Annotated in this window: 18 protein-coding genes; 8 read left to right on the plus strand and 10 right to left on the minus strand. The window is 73.0% G+C overall.

Features of this window, described 5'->3' with window-relative positions; all coding sequences use genetic code 11:
• Positions 1-181 precede the first annotated feature (181 nt).
• Positions 182-628, minus strand: coding sequence for an FHA domain-containing protein (locus F8279_RS24420; protein ID WP_091422682.1), 447 nt, complete (start codon positions 626-628; stop codon positions 182-184).
• A 218-nt stretch (positions 629-846) separates the two neighbouring features.
• Between F8279_RS24420 and F8279_RS24425 the strand changes: the two genes are divergently transcribed.
• Positions 847-2,349: an aldehyde dehydrogenase family protein gene (locus tag F8279_RS24425; RefSeq protein WP_091422680.1), complete on the plus strand. Its 1,503-nt coding sequence runs from the start codon at positions 847-849 to the stop codon at positions 2,347-2,349.
• A 9-nt stretch (positions 2,350-2,358) separates the two neighbouring features.
• Here F8279_RS24425 and nucS read toward each other — a convergent pair whose 3' ends face one another.
• A complete protein-coding gene (gene nucS / locus F8279_RS24430; protein ID WP_151501184.1) occupies positions 2,359-3,018 on the minus strand; it encodes an endonuclease NucS in 660 nt (219 codons plus the stop codon).
• Between the two features lie 71 nt (positions 3,019-3,089).
• Between nucS and F8279_RS24435 the strand changes: the two genes are divergently transcribed.
• Complete coding sequence (locus tag F8279_RS24435; protein WP_091422677.1) at positions 3,090-3,707, plus strand: DUF4126 domain-containing protein; 618 nt, start codon at positions 3,090-3,092, stop codon at positions 3,705-3,707.
• Between the two features lie 10 nt (positions 3,708-3,717).
• Here F8279_RS24435 and F8279_RS24440 read toward each other — a convergent pair whose 3' ends face one another.
• The 5 genes from F8279_RS24440 to F8279_RS24460 all read right to left on the minus strand — a co-directional run bounded on the left by F8279_RS24440 (position 3,718) and on the right by F8279_RS24460 (position 9,532).
• Positions 3,718-4,014 (minus strand): DUF1540 domain-containing protein, encoded by a 297-nt coding sequence (locus F8279_RS24440; protein WP_091423298.1) that lies wholly within the window; start codon positions 4,012-4,014, stop codon positions 3,718-3,720.
• 52 nt (positions 4,015-4,066) lie between these two features.
• Positions 4,067-6,079: a protein meaA gene (locus F8279_RS24445; RefSeq protein ID WP_091422674.1), complete on the minus strand. Its 2,013-nt coding sequence runs from the start codon at positions 6,077-6,079 to the stop codon at positions 4,067-4,069.
• Between the two features lie 101 nt (positions 6,080-6,180).
• Positions 6,181-8,334, minus strand: a complete 2,154-nt coding sequence (locus F8279_RS24450) for an FtsX-like permease family protein (RefSeq protein ID WP_091422672.1) — start codon at positions 8,332-8,334, stop codon at positions 6,181-6,183.
• Positions 8,331-9,011, minus strand: a complete 681-nt coding sequence (locus tag F8279_RS24455; RefSeq protein WP_151501185.1) for an ABC transporter ATP-binding protein — start codon at positions 9,009-9,011, stop codon at positions 8,331-8,333. The genes F8279_RS24450 and F8279_RS24455 overlap by 4 nt, the downstream gene beginning before the upstream one ends.
• Entirely contained in the window at positions 9,008-9,532 is a 525-nt protein-coding gene (locus F8279_RS24460; RefSeq protein ID WP_091422661.1) for a PadR family transcriptional regulator, read from the minus strand. The genes F8279_RS24455 and F8279_RS24460 overlap by 4 nt, the downstream gene beginning before the upstream one ends.
• 86 nt (positions 9,533-9,618) lie before the next feature.
• Here F8279_RS24460 and F8279_RS24465 point away from each other — a divergent pair, with 86 nt between their 5' ends.
• Complete coding sequence (locus F8279_RS24465; protein WP_091422658.1) at positions 9,619-10,467, plus strand: ABC transporter ATP-binding protein; 849 nt, start codon at positions 9,619-9,621, stop codon at positions 10,465-10,467.
• On the plus strand, positions 10,464-11,309 hold the full coding sequence (locus tag F8279_RS24470) for an ABC transporter permease (RefSeq protein ID WP_091422655.1): 846 nt from the start codon (positions 10,464-10,466) through the stop codon (positions 11,307-11,309). The genes F8279_RS24465 and F8279_RS24470 overlap by 4 nt, the downstream gene beginning before the upstream one ends.
• 7 nt (positions 11,310-11,316) lie before the next feature.
• Here the strand turns inward: F8279_RS24470 and F8279_RS24475 are convergent, their stop codons facing one another.
• Positions 11,317-12,210 carry a helix-turn-helix transcriptional regulator gene (locus F8279_RS24475; protein ID WP_225853398.1) on the minus strand — a complete coding sequence of 298 codons (894 nt, stop codon included), beginning with the start codon at positions 12,208-12,210 and terminating at the stop codon, positions 11,317-11,319.
• Positions 12,211-12,328: 118 nt separating this feature from the next.
• On the opposite strand from F8279_RS24475, the gene F8279_RS24480 reads away from it, so the two are divergent.
• The gene (locus F8279_RS24480) at positions 12,329-13,540 is read left to right on the plus strand and encodes an MFS transporter (protein WP_091422649.1); all 1,212 of its coding nucleotides are present in this window, start codon (positions 12,329-12,331) and stop codon (positions 13,538-13,540) included.
• Between the two features lie 54 nt (positions 13,541-13,594).
• Entirely contained in the window at positions 13,595-14,404 is an 810-nt protein-coding gene (locus F8279_RS24485; RefSeq protein ID WP_091422645.1) for an alpha/beta hydrolase family protein, read from the plus strand.
• A 40-nt stretch (positions 14,405-14,444) separates the two neighbouring features.
• On the opposite strand, the gene F8279_RS24490 is transcribed toward F8279_RS24485, so the two are convergent.
• Together F8279_RS24490 and murA are read right to left on the minus strand one after the other, a co-directional pair.
• Positions 14,445-15,293: a 3-hydroxyacyl-CoA dehydrogenase family protein gene (locus F8279_RS24490; protein WP_091422640.1), complete on the minus strand. Its 849-nt coding sequence runs from the start codon at positions 15,291-15,293 to the stop codon at positions 14,445-14,447.
• Positions 15,294-15,362: 69 nt separating this feature from the next.
• The gene (gene murA / locus F8279_RS24495) at positions 15,363-16,784 is read right to left on the minus strand and encodes a UDP-N-acetylglucosamine 1-carboxyvinyltransferase (RefSeq protein WP_091422636.1); all 1,422 of its coding nucleotides are present in this window, start codon (positions 16,782-16,784) and stop codon (positions 15,363-15,365) included.
• On the opposite strand from murA, the gene F8279_RS24500 reads away from it, so the two are divergent.
• Positions 16,783-17,355, plus strand: coding sequence for a cob(I)yrinic acid a,c-diamide adenosyltransferase (locus F8279_RS24500; RefSeq protein WP_013475364.1), 573 nt, complete (start codon positions 16,783-16,785; stop codon positions 17,353-17,355). The genes murA and F8279_RS24500 overlap by 2 nt on opposite strands.
• Positions 17,331-17,747, plus strand: a complete 417-nt coding sequence (locus F8279_RS24505) for a VOC family protein (RefSeq protein WP_151501187.1) — start codon at positions 17,331-17,333, stop codon at positions 17,745-17,747. The genes F8279_RS24500 and F8279_RS24505 overlap by 25 nt, the downstream gene beginning before the upstream one ends.
• The last annotated feature ends 130 nt before the right edge of the window (positions 17,748-17,877 follow it).

The raw sequence follows: 17,877 nt of genomic DNA on the forward strand, positions 1-17,877 counted from the left end.
TCTTTGCGCGTCGATCATGAAGTTGGCGGCGACAAACCGGACGCAGAACGCCGCCAACTTCATGATCGACCGGGCCCGGCGCCACCCCGCCCGGTCCACCGTCCCCCGGCCCCGCCGACGGCGGCGGGTGGCGGGTGGCGGGGCGCGCGGGCTGAGCGCGCGGGCCGGCGGGTGCGGAGGTCTAGCGGGCGTCGGCCGGCTGGGCCTCGCGCGCCTCGATCGGCTGACGCGGCCCGGGGACGGGCAGCGGCAGGGTGGGACGCTGGTCGCGGCGCATCGCGCCGAAGCTCATCCCGACCGGGTCGGTCCGGGCCACGCCCGGGTCGTAGAGGCGCAGGTCGGTGCGGCCCAAGCGGACCACGTCGCCGTCGGCGATCGCCACGCTGCCGGTGACCCGGGTGTCGTTGAGCCAGGTGCCGTTGGTCGAGCCGAGGTCGGTGAGCATCACCCCTTCCGGGGTGGCCCGGACGGTGGCGTGCCGGCGGCTCAGGTGCGGGTCGGCGAGCACGATGTCGGCAGTCGGCGCGCGGCCGATCACCTGCGCGTCCTGGCCGACCCGGAACGTGAGCCCTCGCATCGCCCCGCCGGACACCGTCAGCAACGGCATCAGCTCAGGATGCTCCTCCATGGACAGTCGACCTCCACCCCACATCGCCCCGCGGCGTCAGCCTGCCACCTCACCGTAGTGGCTTGCACCACCGCGCGGTCACCCCCGCGACCCCGGCCGGTCATCTCCCGTTCGCCGTTTCGGACGGCATCTCCGTCGATGCGCCGGCTGATCGTCCGCGCAGCGTACGGCGCGTTCGACACCTACCGGCGAGTAATCCTCGGGTCTAGACTTCGGCCATGACCGCTGTACATGTGCCGGGCGCCCCGCTCATCTCCGAGGGTCTGTTGGTGTCGACCAGCCCGGCCACCGGCGCCGAGGCGGGCCGATTCCCGCTGGCCGCCGAGGCGGACGTGCGTGCCGCCGTCGACCGCGCCCGGGAGGCCGGCGACTGGTGGGCCGGGCTCGGCTTCGCCGGCCGGCGGGACCGCCTCCAGCGCTGGCGCGGCGTGCTCGCCCGGCGGATCGAGGAACTGGCCGACCTGATGCACACCGAGGGCGGCAAGCCGGTCGGTGACGCGGTGGTGGAGATCCTCACCGCGCTGGAGCACATCGACTGGGCGGCCCGCAACGCCCGGCGGGTGCTCGGGCCGCGCCGGGTCCGCTCCCGCCTGATCCTGGCCGAGTTCACCGGTCACCTGGAATACCAGCCGTACGGCGTGGTCGGCGTGATCGGCCCGTGGAACTACCCGGTCTTCACCCCGATCGGCTCCGCCGCGTACGCGCTGGCGGCCGGCAACGCGGTGGTGTTCAAGCCGAGCGAGTACACCCCGGCGGTCGGTCAGTGGCTGGTCGACCGGTTCGCCGAGGTGGTGCCGGAGCAGCCGGTGTTCCAGGTGGTGCACGGGTTCGGCGCGGTCGGCGCGGCGCTGTGCCGCTCCGGGGTCGGCAAGGTGGCGTTCACCGGCTCGACAGCGACCGCGAAGCGGGTGATGGCCGCCTGCGCCGAGTCGCTCACGCCGGTGCTGCTGGAGGCCGGCGGCAAGGACGCGATGATCGTGGACACGGACGCCGACCTGGACGCCGCGGCGGAGGCGTGCGTGTGGGGCGGGCTGACCAACGCCGGCCAGACCTGCATCGGCATCGAGCGGGTCTACGCGGTCGACCAGGTCTTCGACGCGTTCGTGGAGAAGGTGGTGGCCAAGGCCGGGCGGCTCACGGTGGGCGCCGACGGTTCCGACCTCGGCCCGATCACCATGCCGTCGCAGATCGACGTCATCCGCCGGCACATCGATGACGCGATCGACCGGGGCGGCCGTGCGGTGCTCGGCGGCCCCGAGGCGGTCCAGCCGCCCTACGTGCACCCGACGGTGCTCGTGGACGTGCCGGAGGACTCGGCCGCCGTCCAGGAGGAGACGTTCGGCCCGACGCTCGTGGTCAACCGCGTCCGCGACGTGGACGAGGCGGTCGAGCGGGCCAACGCGCTGCCGTACGGGCTCGGGGGTTCGGTCTTCGGCCGGGCGCGGGCGGTGGCGGTGGCGCGGCGGCTGCGCTCCGGGATGGCCTCGGTCAACTCGGCGCTGACGTTCGCCGGCATGTCGACGCTGCCGTTCGGCGGCACGGGCGAGTCCGGCTTCGGCCGCATCCACGGCGAGGAGGGGCTGCGCGAGTTCGGCCGGCCCAAGTCGGTCACCCGCCGCCGGGCCCGGTCGCTGCTGCCGGCGATGACGTTCGAGCGCACCCCGGCCGACGTCGCCCGCATCGTCAAGATCGCCAAGCTGATGTACGGCCGGGGCCGCTGAGGCGACGCCTCAGAACAGCGTCAGCTCGTCGCGCTCGATGCCGCGCAGCTTGTCGTAGTCGACCACCACGCAGCGGATCCCGCGGTCGGTGGCGAGCACCCGGGCCTGCGGCTTGATCTCCTGCGCGGCGAACACGCCGCTGACCGGCGCGAGCAGCGGATCGCGGTTCATCAGCTCCAGGTAGCGGGTGAGCTGCTCCACGCCGTCGATCTCGCCGCGCCGCTTCACCTCGACCGCCACCGCGCCGCCGTTGGCGTCCCGGCAGAGCAGGTCGACCGGCCCGATCGCGGTCATGTACTCGCGCCGGACCAGCGTGTAGCCCTCCCCCAGCGTCGCCGGGTTCGCGGCGAGCAGTTCCTGGAGGTGCGCCTCGACGCCGTCCTTGCGCAGGCCCGGGTCCACGCCCAGCTCGTACGAGGTGTCCTGGAAGATCTCCTCCAGGGTGATGCGCAGTTCCTCGCCGGCCTTGTTCACCACCCGCCAGACGCCGGGCGCCTCCTCCAGCCGACAGGGCGGGCTCATCCAGTTCAACGGCTTGTAGGCCCGGTCGTCGGCGTGGATCGACACCGACCCGTCCGCCTTCACCATCAGCAACCGGGTCGCCGGGGGCAGGTGGGCCGAGAGCCGTCCGACATAGTCCACCGAGCACTTCGCAATGACCAACCGCACCCGCCGAGGGTAGCCGAGGCCCCGGCGGACGCCGACGAGCGCCACTGGCGTACCGGTGCCATATTGAGATCGTGCTCGAAGTCCTCACCGGTTCCGGTCTGGCCGCCTCGGCGGGCCTCAACGCCTACATCCCGCTTCTGCTGATGGGTCTGCTGTCCCGCTACACCGATCTGGTCGAGCTGCCGAGCGGTTGGCAGTGGCTCGGCAACGGCTGGGTGGTGCTGATCCTCGCGGTGCTGCTCGCGGTGGAGGTGGTGGCCGACAAGGTGCCTGTGGTCGACCACGTCAACGACGTGGTGCAGACGGTGGTCCGGCCGACCGCGGGCGGGCTCGCGTTCGGCGCGGGCGCCGGCTCGGAGACGGTCACCGTCAGCGACCCGGATACGTTCTTCTCCACGCACCAGTGGGTGCCGGTGGTGGTCGGCGTGCTCATCGCGCTCGGCGTGCACCTGCTCAAGGCCGCCGCCCGGCCGGTCATCAACGCCACCACCGCCGGTGTGGGCGCGCCGGTGGCCAGCACCGCCGAGGACGCGACGAGCGTGGTGATGTCGGTGGTGGCGCTGGTGCTGCCGGTGCTGGTGCTGGTGTTCGTGGTCGGCCTGGTGATCTTCGTGCCCTGGCTGTTCCGCCGCCGCCGGGAGCGGCGCCGGGAACGCGCCGCCGCCCGGGAGGCCGGTTTCCGCGTCTGACCGCGGCGGCTCAGCGGCTCTCGTAGGTCATGCAGTCGGCCAGGTCCATGTCCGGGCCGACGGTGATGGCCGGGGCGTGGCACTCCAGGTCGGCGTTGTGCCGGCAGTCCGCGCGCGAGCACGCACCGACCTGGGCTACGAGCTGGTCGATGCCACCGCGCACGGGCATCTCCACGAACGTGTGGCAGTGCGCGTGGTCGCTGCTGCCGATCGTGATGGCGAACGCGTGGCAGTCGTTCGTGTGGTTGTAGGCGCAGGACCGGACGGCGCACTCCTGGACCCGGGGCATCTCCAACGACGCGGTCATCATCTCGCCCTTCAGTGGGTGTCTTGCCCCGACTTTAGGCTTTGTGATGCTTTCAGCGTGCCGGATCCAGCGCGTTCGCCTCGCGGATCACGGTGACCAGTTCGTCGATGATGCCGGTGAGCGCGAAGTCCTTCGGCGTGAACACCCGGGCCACCCCGGCGGACCGCAGCGCCTCGGCGTCCGCGGCCGGGATGATCCCGCCCACCACCACCGGCAGGTCGCCCCGTCCGGCCGCGCGCAGCCCGTCCAGCACCGCCGGCACGGCGGCCAGGTGCGAGCCGGACAGCACGGAGAGGCCGACCAGGTCGACGTCCTCCTCCACGGCCGCCGCGACGATCTGCCCGGCGGTCAGCCGGATGCCCTGGTAGACCACCTCGAAACCGGCGTCGCGGGCGCGTACCGCGATCTGCTCCGCGCCGTTGGAGTGCCCGTCCAGCCCCGGCTTGCCGACCAGCAGCCGCAGCCGCCCGCTGCCCAGCTCCCGGGCGGTCGCGACGACCCGCTCGCGGACCCCGGCGAGGGTCGCGTCACCGGCCGTGCCGACCGCCCCGGCCAGGCCGGTCGGCGCGCGGTACTCGCCGTACACCTGGCGCAGCGCGCCCGCCCACTCGCCGGTGGTGACACCGGCCCGGACACATCCGAGCGTCGCCGGCATCAGGTTCGCCGTGGTGGCGGCATCCGCGCGCAGCCGGTCCAGCGCCGCCTCGACCGCCGCCGCGTCCCGGTCGGCCCGCCACCGGCGTACGCCGTCGGTGGCCGCCTCCTCGACAGCCGGGTCCACCTGCTCGATGGCCTCGGCGCCGGCCGCGGTCAGCGGCGACGGCTCGGTCTCGGTGAACCGGTTGACGCCGATCACCACGTCCGAGCCGGACTCCATCCGCCGGCGCCGGTCGGCGAGCGAGGCGACGAGCGCGCTCTTGAGGTAGCCGGTCTCGACGGCTGTGACCACGCCGCCCATCTCCAGCACCTTCTCCAGCTCGACCCGGGCGCCGGAGACGATCTCGTCGACCAGCGCGGTCATCACGTGCGAGCCGGCGAACAGGTCCGGGTACTCCAGCAGGTCCGACTCGTACGCCAGCACCTGCTGCATCCGCAGCGACCACTGCTGGTCCCACGGGCGGGGCAGGCCCAGCGCCTCGTTCCACGCGGGCAGCTGCACCGCCCGGGCACGTGCGTCGCGGGACAGCGTGACACCGAGCATCTCCAGCACGATCCGCTGGATGTTGTTCTCCGGCTGCGCCTCGGTCAGGCCCAGCGAGTTGACCTGGACGCCGTAGCGGAACCGGCGCTGCTTCGGGTTCTCCACGCCGTATCGGTCGCGGGTGATCTCGTCCCAGAGCGCGCCGAACGCGCGCATCTTGGCGATCTCCTCGACGAAGCGCACTCCGGCGTTGACGAAGAACGAGATCCGCTGGACCACGTCGCCCATCCGCTCGGGCGGCACCTGGCCGGAGTCGCGGACGGTGTCGAGCACGGCTACCGCGGTGGCGAGCGCGAAGCCGACCTCCTGCACCGGCGTCGCGCCCGCCTCCTGGAGGTGGTACGAGCAGATGTTCACCGGGTTCCACCGGGGCATCTCACGCAGCGTGTACGCGATCACGTCGGCGGTCAGCCGCAGCGACGCCGCGGGCGGGAAGATGTACGTCCCCCGGGACAGGTACTCCTTGATGATGTCGTTCTGCGTCGTGCCGGCGCAGCGGCTCAGCTCCGCGCCCTGCTCGGCGGCGACGGTGCCGTAGAGGCCGAGCAGCCACATCGCCGGGGCGTTGATGGTCATCGAGGTGTTCATCTCGGCGAGCGGGATGCCCTCGAACAGCGCCCGCATGTCGCCCAGGTGCGCCACCGGCACGCCGACCCGGCCCACCTCACCGGAGGCCAGCTCGTGGTCCGGGTCGTACCCGGTCTGGGTGGGCAGGTCGAAGGCGACCGACAGGCCGGTCTGCCCCTTCGCCAGGTTGCGGCGGAAGAGCGCGTTGGTGGCCGCGGCGGAGGAGTGCCCGGCGTACGTGCGCATCACCCACGGGCGGTCCCGCTCGGGCAGCCGTCCCGGCATCGCGTCGTCCATGGCCGGAGTTTAAGTTACCGTTCAGTAAAAGAGAGTGTGGAAAACCACACAACCCGATGCCCGCGCCGGTGGGCCGGCGTGCTGCCGGCCCACCGTACGGGTCACTCGCTGCGGGCGGTCTCCGGACCGGTGATCCGTTCCAGCAGCGGCAGGGTCGCGGCGATCACCGCGAGGCAGCCCAGTACGCCGAGGGCCATGACCGCCGCGAACCCGATCCCCGGTAGGCGCAGGTCGTAGCCCATCTGCGCGCGCAGGAACAGGTGCGCGGCGGCCAGTCCCATCCCGACCGCGACCACGGCGACGGTCAGCAGCGGCACCACGCTCTCCAGCGTCACCACGCGGCGCAGCAGCCGCACCGGGGCACCACTGAGCCGCAGCAGGCTGAACGGCCGCCTCCGTTCACTGAGACCGGCCGCCACCGCCACGGCCAGGCTGCATCCGGCGAGCGCGAGACCGGCCACCACGACGAGGTCGGCCAGCCGCTGCCAGCCCCGCATGGTGTCCGCGAAGTCGGCCTCGAAGTCGCCCGGCACGTTCGGGGCCACGAAGAAGGTGGGGAACGCGGCTTCGAGGACCGTCCGGGCCCGCTCCACCGCCACCGGGTCCTCCGCGTCGACCGCCACCGAATCAGCCGGGAGTCCCGCGAGGGCCACCGGGTCCACCGGGGACGACGGCCAGACCCGGTCGGCCGAGGCAGACTCCCGCCAGGGGATCAGGCCCGGCGGCACCTCGGCGACGCTCGCCCCGGCTGCGCACCGCCCGTAGGCGGGCGGGATGTCCGCGCAGGCGATCACTCCGGAGTCGCGGCCGTCACCGCGTACCGGGTTCTCCCGGACGAGCACCGGGTTGCGGACGCCGGGAACCGCCGCCAGATCGGCCAGCAGCGTGCCCGGCGCCGGGGCGTCGTCCGTCAGCACCATCGACAGCCGGCCGGCCTCCAGGGAACCCCGGGGCGCCGGACCGCGCTCGTACGCGATCGTCCCCATCACGCCCACGGCCACCGTCGTGACGAACAACGCGAGCATCACGCCGCTCACCGCCCGGAACCCGGCGGCCGGGTTGTCGGCGAGCCGGCGCGCGGCGATCAGCGCGGCCGGCCGGCTGGCCCGGGCTGCCATCGCCCGGGCGCCGACCATGGTCAACCACGGGCCGCCGGTGATCAGCCCCACCATGACCAGCAGCAGGGCGGGCAGGAACAGCGCCGTCTGGCCGTCCGACGTGGGCGGCCGGTACACCAGGGCGAAGCCCAGCCCGGCCAGGCCGAGCGCGAGCGGGATCAGCCGGTACATCCGGGGCGGCCGGGGCGTGACCCGGCGGCTGACACCGAGCGGGGAGATCCGGACCCGGCGCAGCGCGATCCAGGCCGCGGCCGCCGCGCCCGCCGGCACGCCGAGCGCCACCAGGAGGGCCTCCGGCGCACCGATGGCCATGTCGCCGGGGAAGAACGGCATGCCGGTGAACGGGATGCCGGCGAGCTGCCCGCGGAACGCGAAGAACGCCGCGAAGCCGGCCGCAGCGCCGGCCGCCGCCGCGAGCGCGGCCTCGACGGCGGCGACGACCGAGATCTGCCGGGGCGTGGCCCCGACCAGCCGCATGGCGGCGAACCGCTGCTCCCGGCGGGCGGCGCCGAGCCGGGTCGCCGTGCCGATGAAGACGAGTACGGGAAACAGCAGTCCGCCCGCGGCCACGCCGAGGATGAGGTCGATCGCCGCCCTCGGCAGCGGAGCCCGGTTGTCGTCGAGCCGGGTGACCTTCCTGACCTGGTCCAGCTTCCCGACCTGCTCCGGGGTGCCGCCGACCAGAACGAGCAGGGTGTCCGGCGAGGTGAGCGCCGCCGGCCCGACGACGCCGAGGTCCCGGCCCGGGTAGCGGTCGGCGAGCTGGTCGGCGGGGGTGGTGGCCAGCAGCTTCCGCAGCGCCGGGGAGGCGTAGTACTCGCCGGGCCCCGGCGCGCGGGGGACGCCGATCGGCGTGGGCGCGTCCGGACCGGTCGCGGCGACGTCGATGCGGAGGATCTGATCGCCCCGGAAGTAGTCGGTGCGGGTGGACCACAGCAGCGGGTCGGCGGACGCGTCGGCCGTCTCCTGCGGGTACATCGACGCGTAGCGGGTGAGCTGGGCGTCGGTGGCGTGCACACCGGCGAGCGTGGTGAGCAGCAGCCCGGTGCCGACCGCGACGGCGGCGGCGACGGCGACCAGCCGGAGCAGCGCCTCCCGGCCACCGGCGACGGCGAGCCGGAGCGCGAGCCCGATCACGAGGCGACCCCGGCAGGGGCGTTGACCCGGCCGTCCCGCACCATGACCTCCCGGTCGGCGTACGCGGCGATGCGCGCCTCGTGCGTCACCAGGACGACTGTGGTGCCCTTCTCGCGGGCGGCGTCCACCAGCAGCGTCATCACCTCCTCGCCGGTGAGCGAGTCGAGCGCGCCGGTGGGCTCGTCGGCGAACAGCACCCGGGGCTCGGCGACCAGGCCGCGAGCCAGCGCGACCCGCTGGGCCTGCCCGCCGGACAGTTCGCCGGAGCGGCGGTGCTCCATGCCGGCCAGGCCGAGCCGCTCGAACCAGCCCCGCGCGGCCCGCAGCGCCGGAGTGCGGCGGACACCGCGCAGCAGCAGCGGCAACGCCACGTTCTCCGCCGCGGTGAGTTCCGGCACGAGCTGACCGAACTGGAAGACGAAGCCGAAGCTGTCGCGGCGCAGCGCGGTGCGGTCGGCCTCGCCGAGCGTGTCGATCCGGGCACCGTCGAACCGGACCTCACCGGAGTCGGGGCGCAGGATGCCGGCCAGGCAGTGCAGCAACGTCGACTTGCCGGAGCCACTCGGTCCCATCACGGCGACGACCTCGCCGGCCCCCACGGCGAGGCTCGCGCCGCGCAGGGCGGGTGTCTCGCCGAACGCGTACGTGACGTCGCGTGCCTCGATCATCGGGCTCATGGCCGTACCGCCTTTCTCAGGGCGTCCAGCCGGGCGCCCGTCGTCTCGATCCACCGCAGGTCCGCCTCGAGGTGGTAGAGGCCGTGGTCGGCCAGCATCACGTCGACGAGTTCGCCGCTGCGTTTGATCTCCGTGAGTTCGCGCATCCGGCGCAGGTGCGCGGCACGCTGGGTGTCCAGGTACTCCTCGGCCGGGCGGTCGAGCATCAGCGCGAGCACGACCTTGGTGAACAACAGCGTCTGCAGGTGTGGTTCCGGCTCGACCGGCTCGGTCAGCCAGTGCTCCACCTCGGTGGCGCCCACGTCGGTGATGACGTAGCGCTTGCGGTCCGGCCCGGCCCCGGGAGCGACGTCGCCGACCACCACCTTGCCGTCGCGGGCCAGCCGGCTCAGCGTCGAGTAGACCTGCCCGTACGGCAGCGGCTTGCCGCGCCCGAAGAAGGTGTCGTAGTCGCGCTTGAGGTCGTAGCCGTGGCTCGGTTCGCGTTCGAGCAGCCCGAGCAGGGTCAGGGGAACCGTCATGACCAGAGACTACACCGAGTGTATACCTCGCGTATATAGCCGACCCGGCAGTGGAACGGGCGACCGCACGACGCACACTTGACGCCATGGAGAACGAGCTCGCGATTTCCGTGCGAGGACTGCGCAAGGCGTACGGCGACAACGTCGCCGTCGCCTCGGTGGACCTGGACGTCCGCCGGGGCGAGGTGTTCGCCCTGCTCGGCCCGAACGGCGCCGGCAAGACCACGACGGTCGAGATCCTGGAGGGCTACCGGCAGCGCGACGCCGGCGAGGTACGCGTGCTCGGCGCCGACCCCGCCCACCCCGACGCCGGCTGGCGCTCGCGCGTCGGCATCGTGCTCCAGGGCACCGGTGAGTTCGACGAGCTCAGCGTCATCGAGGTGGTCCGCCACTTCTCCGGCTTCTACCCGGGCGCCGACGACCCGGACAAGGTGGTCGAGCGGGTCGGGCTGGGCGCCAAGGCCAAGGCGCGTACGCACACCCTCTCCGGCGGGCAGAAGCGCCGCCTGGATGTGGCGCTGGGCATCGTCGGCCGCCCCGAGCTGCTCTTCCTCGACGAGCCGACCACCGGCTTCGACCCGGAGGCCCGGCGCGAGTTCTGGGAGCTGATCCGGGACCTGTCCGCCGCCGGCACCACGATCGTGCTCACCACCCACTACCTGGACGAGGCCGAGGCGCTCGCCGACCGGGTCGGCGTGATCGCCGCCGGGCGGGTGATCGAGGTCGCGCCGCCGAACGCGCTGGGCAACCGGCAGGAGTCGCTGGCGACCGTCTCCTGGCGTACCCCCGACGGGACGCCGGCCTCGGCGGAGACCGCGACGCCGACGGCGCTGGTGGCCGACCTGGCCGCGCGCTTCGGCGGCGAGGTGCCCGGCCTCACCGTGACCCGGCCGACCCTGGAAGACGTCTACCTGCGGATGATCGGACACTCATGACCACCACGACGAAGCCGGCGGCCCCGGTCGTCGCCACCTCGGCCCGGCGGCCCGGCGCCGGCGCGCTGGCGCTGCGTCAGGGACGGCTGGAGATCACCCAGTTCCTGCGCAGCCGGGAGTCCGTCGTGTTCACGATGGGCTTCCCGATCATCATGATCCTGATCTTCGCGGCGATCTTCAGCGACGAGATCGCTCCGGGGGTCAGCTACACGCAGTACTTCATCACCGGCATGATCGCGACCGGCCTGATGACTGTGAGCTTCCAGAACCTCGGCATCTGGATCCCGATCGAGCGGGACCGCGGCGTGCTCAAACGCTACCGCGGCACGCCGATGCCGAAGTGGGTCTGGTTCGCCGGCAAGGTGATCATGGTGGTGGTCATCGGCATCGCCGAGACCGTGCTGCTGCTCGCCGTCTCGGTGGCGATGTTCGACCTGGACCTGCCGCAGACCACCGCCAAGTGGCTGACGTTCGGCTGGGTCTCCGTGCTCGGCATCACCGCCTGCACGCTGTGCGGCATCGCCATCTCGTCCCTGGCCCGCACCGCCCGCAGCGGCTCGGCCGTGGTCACCCCGGTCGCGCTCGTGCTCCAGTTCATCTCCGGCGTGTTCTTCGTCTTCACCAGCCTGCCCACCTGGATGCAGCAGGTCGCGGCGATCTTCCCGCTCAAGTGGATGTGCCAGGGGCTGCGCTCGGTCTTCCTGCCGGACAGCTTCGGCGCCCGCGAGCCGGGCGGCTCGTTCGAGCTGGGCACCGTCGCGCTGGTGCTCGGCGCGTGGTGCGTCATCGGCCTGGTGCTCTGCCTGACCACGTTCCGCTGGACCACCAAGCGCGACGGCTGATCACCGCTCATTCGCCGTCGACGAGTGCGGTGCCCAGCGGCGTACGCCAGTAGAGCACCTCGCGCCCGGACCGCCGCTTGGCGACCGCGCCCGCGTCGAGCAGCACCCGCAGGTGGTCGCTGACCGTGCCCAGGGACAGCCCGGTCACCACCACGAGCTGCGAGGTGCTCAGCGGCGCCTCCAGCCGGGCCAGGATGCCGGCCCGGTTCGCGCCGATCAGCCGGGCCAGGCCGCCGGGCGCCGGTGAGGTGGGGTCGACCAGGATCCCGCGCGCCGGATAGACCATCCCGAACCGGGCCGGCGCGTCCCAGACCACCCAGCCGCGGCGGCAGTGGGCCGGCAGGAAGACCAGTTGCTCGGCCGCGTGCAGCGACAGCGGCGGCTCCGGGTAGTCGTTGACCTGGAGGCGGCCGTCGCCCAGCCACCGAACGTTGCGGTTGATGTCGGCGATCGCCCCGGCCAGGCCGCGGGTGCTCAGGGCGGCGGTACGGGCCACGATGTCCGCCCGCAGCCGGCGTTCCCGCTCCGGCCACTCCGGCGCGACGGTGTGCGTCCAGATCCAGTCGAGCAGTTCCACGACCTGCCCGGTGAGCCCGTCCGCGAGCAGTTCGGCCGCCAGCGGGCCCGGCCGGGTGGCACGCAGATCGGCCCGGATCCGCTCGTCGGACAACCGCTCGACGGCCGTCAGTTCCCCGGCGAACGTCGGGTCCGCCGAGGCGGGCGCGATGGTGAGGAAGTCCGCTACCCACCGAAGGCCGAACGACGCCTCCACCAGCGCCCGGACCACCGGTCGGGCAGCAAGCATCTCCCGGAACGCGTCGACGTGCGGCCGTCGCCAGGCCTGCTCCCAGGGGACCTTCGGATGGCGCAGCGCCTTCAGCGCGCCGACGGTCTCGGCCATCGGCGACACCGTGAAACGACTCCGCGCGACCAGGTCGGACGGCACCTGCCAGACGCCCACGTTTCGCCTCCAGACGTAAGTCTATGGATTCCGCCGACGACCAGCCGACCATGCCCGGGTGAGAACGTACGCAGAACTGTTCGCGGTCCGGGAGTTCCGCAACCTGTTCCTGGCCAACTGCGCCGGGATCGCCGCACACACCACGTCGGCGCTGGCCCTGGGCGCGCTGACCTACGCGTCGACCGGCTCGGCGCTGCTCACCGCGCTGAGCATGTTCGGGGCGCCGCTGGCCGGAGTCCTCGGCAGCCTGACGCTGCTGTCCGCCGCGGACAGCGTGCCGCCGCGCCGGGCGATGGCCTTCGCCGCCCTGCTCGCCACCGTCGGCGCGGCGCTCCAGGCGGTGCCCGGACTGCCGCTGTGGGCCCGCTTCGCGATCATCTTCGGCAACGCGTACGTGGGCTCGGTCGCCGCCGGCGCCAAGTGGGCGCTGCTCACCGACATCGTGCCGGTGAACGCCTACGTGCTGGCCCGGGCCACGATGAACACGAGCGTCGGCGTCATGCAGATCGCCGGATTCGGGCTGGCCGGCGTCCTGCTGGTGTGGCTGAGCCCGTACCAGGTGTTCCTGCTGGCGCTGGTCCTGCGGGCGGTGTCCGCCGCGGTGGGATGGTTCGGGCTCACCGAGCGTCCGGCCCGGACCAGCGAGCGGGTGACGGTTACCCGCACGCTGCGCGTGAACCGGGTGCTCTGGGCCGACCCCGGCCGCCGGTCTCTCCTGCTCAACCTCTGGGTGCCGGGCGGCCTGATCGTCGGCTGCGAGGCGCTGTTCGTCCCGTACGCCGCCGACCGCGCCGGCTTCCTGCTCGCCGCCGCCGCACTCGGCATGCTGGCCGGGGACGTGGTGGTGGGGCGGTTCCTGTCCCCCGCCCTCCGCGAGAGGTGGATCCATCCGCTGCGGGTGCTGCTCCCCCTGCCGTACCTGCTGATCCTGCTGTCGCCGCCGCTGCCGGTGGCCATGGCCGTCGCGCTCGTCGCGTCGGTCGGCTACGCCTCCACCCTGCCGATGCAGGAACGGCTGATCGCCCACTCGCCGCCCGAGGCCCGGGGCCAGGTGCTCGGCCTGCACGGCAACGGCATGCTCGCCGCGCAGGCGGTGTGCGCCGCGCTCGCCGGGGCGCTCGCCGACCTGGTCACGCCGTCGCGCGCCGTCGCGCTGCTCGCCGCCGTGGCCCTGGCCGCCACCGTCGTGCTCACCCCCGGCCTGCGCCGGACCGCGCCGGGCACCGGTGAGCCGGACAGCAGGCCCGCGGCGGCCGTCCCGGCACCGTGAAGGAGAGGTCGCGCGGCTCCCCCGCGACGCGTACCGGATGGCACACTCGCCGGCATGGCACACACGCTGACCCGGCGGACGGTGCTCACCGCCGCCGCCGGGACCGCCGGGGTCGGCCTGGTCGGCGGTCTGGCCGCCCGGCAACTGGCCGGCCCCCGCCCGGGACCGGCCCCGGCCCTGCCGGACGCGCCGCCCGGCGACGAGCGGCTCATCCGCATCGCGTCCGCCGCGCGCGGCCGCGAGGTGGACTTCTGGACCGCGGTGCCCGAGGGGTACGGCGACGGCCGCGGCCTGCCCGTCTGCCTGGTGCTGCACGGCGCGTCGGCCACCCCGCGCGACTACGGCCGGTTCGGGCTGGCCCGCTTCCTCACCGACGCGGTACGCCGGGGCGCCCCGCCGTTCGCGCTCGCGGGCGCCGCCGGCGGGCGGCTGTCCTGGCGCGCGGCCGGTGACGACGACCCGCAGCGGATGGTGCGCGAGGAGGTACCCACCTGGTGTGCCCGGCGCGGGTTCGACAGCAGCCGGCTGGCCGTGTGGGGCTGGTCGATGGGGGGCTTCGGCGCGTTGCTGCTGGCCGAGACGTACCCGAAGTGGCTGCGGATGGCGGCGGCCTTCTCCCCCGCGGTGAGCCCCGGCGACGCGGTCTTCACCGGCGTGAAGAAGCTGCGCGGAACCCCGGTCGGGCTCTGGTGCGGCCGGCAGGACAACTTCCTCTCCGACGTCCGCGCGCTGGCCCGGGCGCTGCCCGAGGAGCCGGTACGCGCCGCCTGGGCCGACGGGCGGCACAACTTCGGCTACTGGGGCACGGTCATCCCGGACGCGTTCGCGCTGATCGGCACCGCGCTCAGCCCGCCCCGGACGTGAACCGCCCCCGGCCGTGCGGGCCGGGGGCGGGACGGGCCGGTCAGTACGAGTAGAAGCCCTGGCCGGTCTTGCGGCCCAGGTCACCGGCGGTGGCCATGCGCTGGAGCAGCTCCGGCGGGAAGAACTTCTCGTCGGCGGTGTCGGTGTAGATGTTGCGCGTGGCGTTGAGCAGCACGTCCACGCCGGTCAGGTCGACCGTCGCGAGCGGGCCCATGGCGTGGCCGAAGCCCAGCTTGCAGGCGGTGTCCAGGTCCTCGGCGGAGATCACGCCGGACTCCACGAGCTTGACCGCCTCCATCGCCAGCGCGCAGATCAGCCGGGTGGTGACGAAACCGGCGATGTCCCGGTTGACCACCACAACGGTCTTGCCGATCTCCTCGGCGAACGACTTGACGGTGTCCATCGTCGCGTCGCTGGTCTTGTAGCCGCGTACCAGCTCGCAGAGCTTCATCATCGGCACCGGCGAGAAGAAGTGCGTGCCGACGACCGACTCCGGGCGCTCGGTGGCGGTGGCGATCTGGGTCACCGGGATGGCCGACGTGTTGGTGGCGAGCACCGCGTCCGCCTTGCAGATCTTGTCGAGCGCGCGGAACACCTCGTGCTTGATCTCGATCTTCTCGAAGACCGCCTCGACCACGATGTCCGCGTCGGCGGCGGCCTCCAGCTCGGTGGTCGGGGTGATCCGGGCCAGCGTCGCCTCGACGTCGGACGCCTCGATCTTGCCCTTCTCGGCGAACTTCGTCAGCGACTTCCGGATGCCGTCCACGCCGCGCTTCGTGGCCGCGTCGTCGATGTCGCGCAGCGTCACCTGCCAGCCCGCCTGCGCCGCCACCTGGGCGATGCCCGAGCCCATCAGCCCGGCACCGACGACCGCGAGTCGACCCGCCATCTGCTTCTCCCTCGCCGTGTTCTGCAACGTCTGGGAGAACCCTACTTAACGAGGGATAAGCCCCGGCCGTCAGATGGCCAGGTCCGGCTCCTCCGGCGCGGTGCCACGCTCCACCTCGACGCCGAGCGCGCGCAGGTCGGCCACGAAGTCCGGGTAGCCCCGGTCGACGTGGTGCACGTGCGAGACCTCGGTGAGCCCGTCGGCGCAGAGCCCGGCGATGATCAGGCCGGCGCCGGCCCGGATGTCGGTGGCGCGTACCGGGGCGCCGGACAGCCGCTCCCGGCCGCACACCAGGGCGTGGTGACCATCGGTACGGATCTCCGCGCCCAGCCGCATCATCTCGTTGGCGAACATGAACCGGCCGTCGAAGATGTTCTCGGTGATCAGTGAGCCGCCCTCGCTGACCGCCGCCAGCCCGATCGCCATCGGCAGCAGGTCGGTGGCGAAGCCCGGGTAGGGCAGCGTGACCACGTCGACCGCCCGGGGGCGGTCGTCCATGCGTACCCGGAAGGCGTCGCCCCGGGTCTCCACCAGGCCGCCGGCCGCGACCAGCTTGTCCAGCGCGACCTCCAGGTACGCCGGATCCAGGCCGGTCACCGTCACGTCCCCGCGGGTCATCGCGGCGGCGAACGCCCAGGTGCCGGCGACGATCCGGTCCCCCACCGTGGCGTGCCGGACCGGCCGCAGCTCGGGTACGCCGACGATGTGCAGCGTCGACGTGCCGGCCCCTTCGATCCGCGCGCCCATCCGGGTCAGCATGGTGCAGATGTCGACGATCTCCGGCTCCCGGGCCGCGTTGTCGATCGTCGTGGCGCCCCGGGCCAGCACCGCCGCCATGACCAGGTTCTCGGTCGCGCCCACGCTCGGGAAGTCCAGCACGATGTCGGCGCCGTGCAGCCCGTCCGGCGCCTCGGCGATGACGAAGCCGTGCTCACCGGAGATCTCCGCGCCCATCCGGGCCAGCCCGGCGATGTGCATGTCCAGCCCGCGCGAGCCGATGGCGTCGCCGCCGGGGTGGGCCACCCGGACGTACCCCCGGCGGGCCAGCAGCGGGCCGAGCACGCAGATCGACGCGCGCAGCCGGCGAACCAGGTCGTAGTCGGCCTCCGCGCCCGGCCGCTCCGGCACGTCGATGAGCACCGAACGGGACCGCTCCACACCGCCGTGGGCCACCATCGGGTCGACCGGGTCGTCCGGGCCGAACCGTACGCCGCAGCCGAGCCGCCGCAGCACCTCGCCCATGATCGCGATGTCGGTGATCCGGGGCACGTTGGTGATCAGGCTGCGGCCGGGCGCGAGCAGCGCGGCGGCCATCAGTTTCAGCGCGGAGTTCTTCGCACCCACCACGTGCACGGTGCCGTCGAGCCGGGCGTCACCGCGTACCCGGATGACGTCGACGTCGTTGAGCGCCGGATCTCCCGCGTCACCCGGCCCCACCGGACTCGGCCGGGCCGGGATCGTCAGTTCCGGTATCCGTAGGCTGTGCGTCATGGCCGTCCACCTCACGCGCATCTACACCAAGGCCGGCGACGCCGGCATGACCAGGCTGAGCAACAACGAGCAGGTGCCGAAGACCGATCCGCGCATCGCCGCGTACGCGGACGTGGACGAGTGCAACGCCTCGATTGGCGTCGCGCTCGCTCTGGGGCAGCTCTCGGACGAGCTGCGGGCCGTACTGGAGTCCGTGCAGAACGACATGTTCGACGTCGGTGCGGACCTGGCGACACCGGTCGAGCCGGACCCGAAGTACCCGCCGCTGCGGGTGACCGAGGAGTACGTCGAGCGCCTCGAGGGCTGGTGCGACGAGTACAACGCGCGCCTGAGCAAGCTCGACTCCTTCATCCTCCCCGGCGGCACCGCGGGCGCGGCACTGCTGCACGTGGCACGGACGACCGCCCGGCGCGCCGAGCGTGCGGCATGGGCGCTGGTCGCACACGACCCCGATCGGACCAGTCCCCTCCCGGCAAAGTATCTCAACCGGCTCTCCGATTTGCTCTTTATCCTCTCGAGAACGGCAAATCCGGACGGCGACGTGCTATGGGTACCGGGCGGGAAGCGCTGACCATCGGCGGCCTCCATCACGTGGAGGTGTGGGTACCCGACCTGGCGGCGGCCAGTCGTTCCTGGGGCTGGCTTCTCGGCGAGCTGGGCTGGACGCTCTACCAGGACTGGCCCGCCGGCCGGTCCTGGCGGCTCGGCGCGACGTACATCGTGCTGGAGGAGTCACCGGCGCTCACCGGCCGCACCCACGACAGGTGCGCGCCCGGCCTGAACCACCTGGCCTTTTACGTCGGCCCGCCGGCCGCCGTCGAGCGCCTGGTCACTGCCGCCGGAGAGTACGGCTGGACGCTGCTGTTCCCGGACCGGCACCCGCACGCGGGCGGACCGGACAGCTACGCCGCCTACCTCACCGACGGGCAGGGGTACGAGGTCGAACTGGTCGCGCAGACGTGAAAGGGCCGGCACCCCGGGTTCGGGGTGCCGGCCTTCACGCGTGTGTCTTACTTGTTCCAGTGCTGGGCGACGAGGTCGGCGGCCTGCTGCTCCCACTGGGCGTAGTGGTCCGGGTAAGCCGACACCTGGA

This window comes from Micromonospora sp. AMSO1212t (genome assembly GCF_008868145.1).
Taxonomy (GTDB): domain Bacteria; phylum Actinomycetota; class Actinomycetes; order Mycobacteriales; family Micromonosporaceae; genus Micromonospora; species Micromonospora tulbaghiae.

What these genes read in the sequence shown, in the direction of transcription:
- F8279_RS24420 (WP_091422682.1), bottom strand. Translation starts at nt 628, where the DNA reads ATGGAGGAGCATCCTGAGCTGATGCCGTTGCTGACGGTGTCCGGCGGG.
- F8279_RS24425 (WP_091422680.1), top strand. Translation starts at nt 847, where the DNA reads ATGACCGCTGTACATGTGCCGGGCGCCCCGCTCATCTCCGAGGGTCTG.
- F8279_RS24440 (WP_091423298.1), bottom strand. Translation starts at nt 4,014, where the DNA reads ATGACCGCGTCGTTGGAGATGCCCCGGGTCCAGGAGTGCGCCGTCCGG.
- F8279_RS24445 (WP_091422674.1), bottom strand. Translation starts at nt 6,079, where the DNA reads ATGGACGACGCGATGCCGGGACGGCTGCCCGAGCGGGACCGCCCGTGG.
- F8279_RS24455 (WP_151501185.1), bottom strand. Translation starts at nt 9,011, where the DNA reads ATGAGCCCGATGATCGAGGCACGCGACGTCACGTACGCGTTCGGCGAG.
- F8279_RS24460 (WP_091422661.1), bottom strand. Translation starts at nt 9,532, where the DNA reads ATGACGGTTCCCCTGACCCTGCTCGGGCTGCTCGAACGCGAACCGAGC.
- F8279_RS24465 (WP_091422658.1), top strand. Translation starts at nt 9,619, where the DNA reads ATGGAGAACGAGCTCGCGATTTCCGTGCGAGGACTGCGCAAGGCGTAC.
- F8279_RS24470 (WP_091422655.1), top strand. Translation starts at nt 10,464, where the DNA reads ATGACCACCACGACGAAGCCGGCGGCCCCGGTCGTCGCCACCTCGGCC.
- F8279_RS24475 (WP_225853398.1), bottom strand. Translation starts at nt 12,210, where the DNA reads ATGGCCGAGACCGTCGGCGCGCTGAAGGCGCTGCGCCATCCGAAGGTC.
- F8279_RS24485 (WP_091422645.1), top strand. Translation starts at nt 13,595, where the DNA reads ATGGCACACACGCTGACCCGGCGGACGGTGCTCACCGCCGCCGCCGGG.
- F8279_RS24490 (WP_091422640.1), bottom strand. Translation starts at nt 15,293, where the DNA reads ATGGCGGGTCGACTCGCGGTCGTCGGTGCCGGGCTGATGGGCTCGGGC.
- F8279_RS24500 (WP_013475364.1), top strand. Translation starts at nt 16,783, where the DNA reads ATGGCCGTCCACCTCACGCGCATCTACACCAAGGCCGGCGACGCCGGC.
- murA (WP_091422636.1), bottom strand. Translation starts at nt 16,784, where the DNA reads ATGACGCACAGCCTACGGATACCGGAACTGACGATCCCGGCCCGGCCG.
- F8279_RS24505 (WP_151501187.1), top strand. Translation starts at nt 17,331, where the DNA reads ATGGGTACCGGGCGGGAAGCGCTGACCATCGGCGGCCTCCATCACGTG.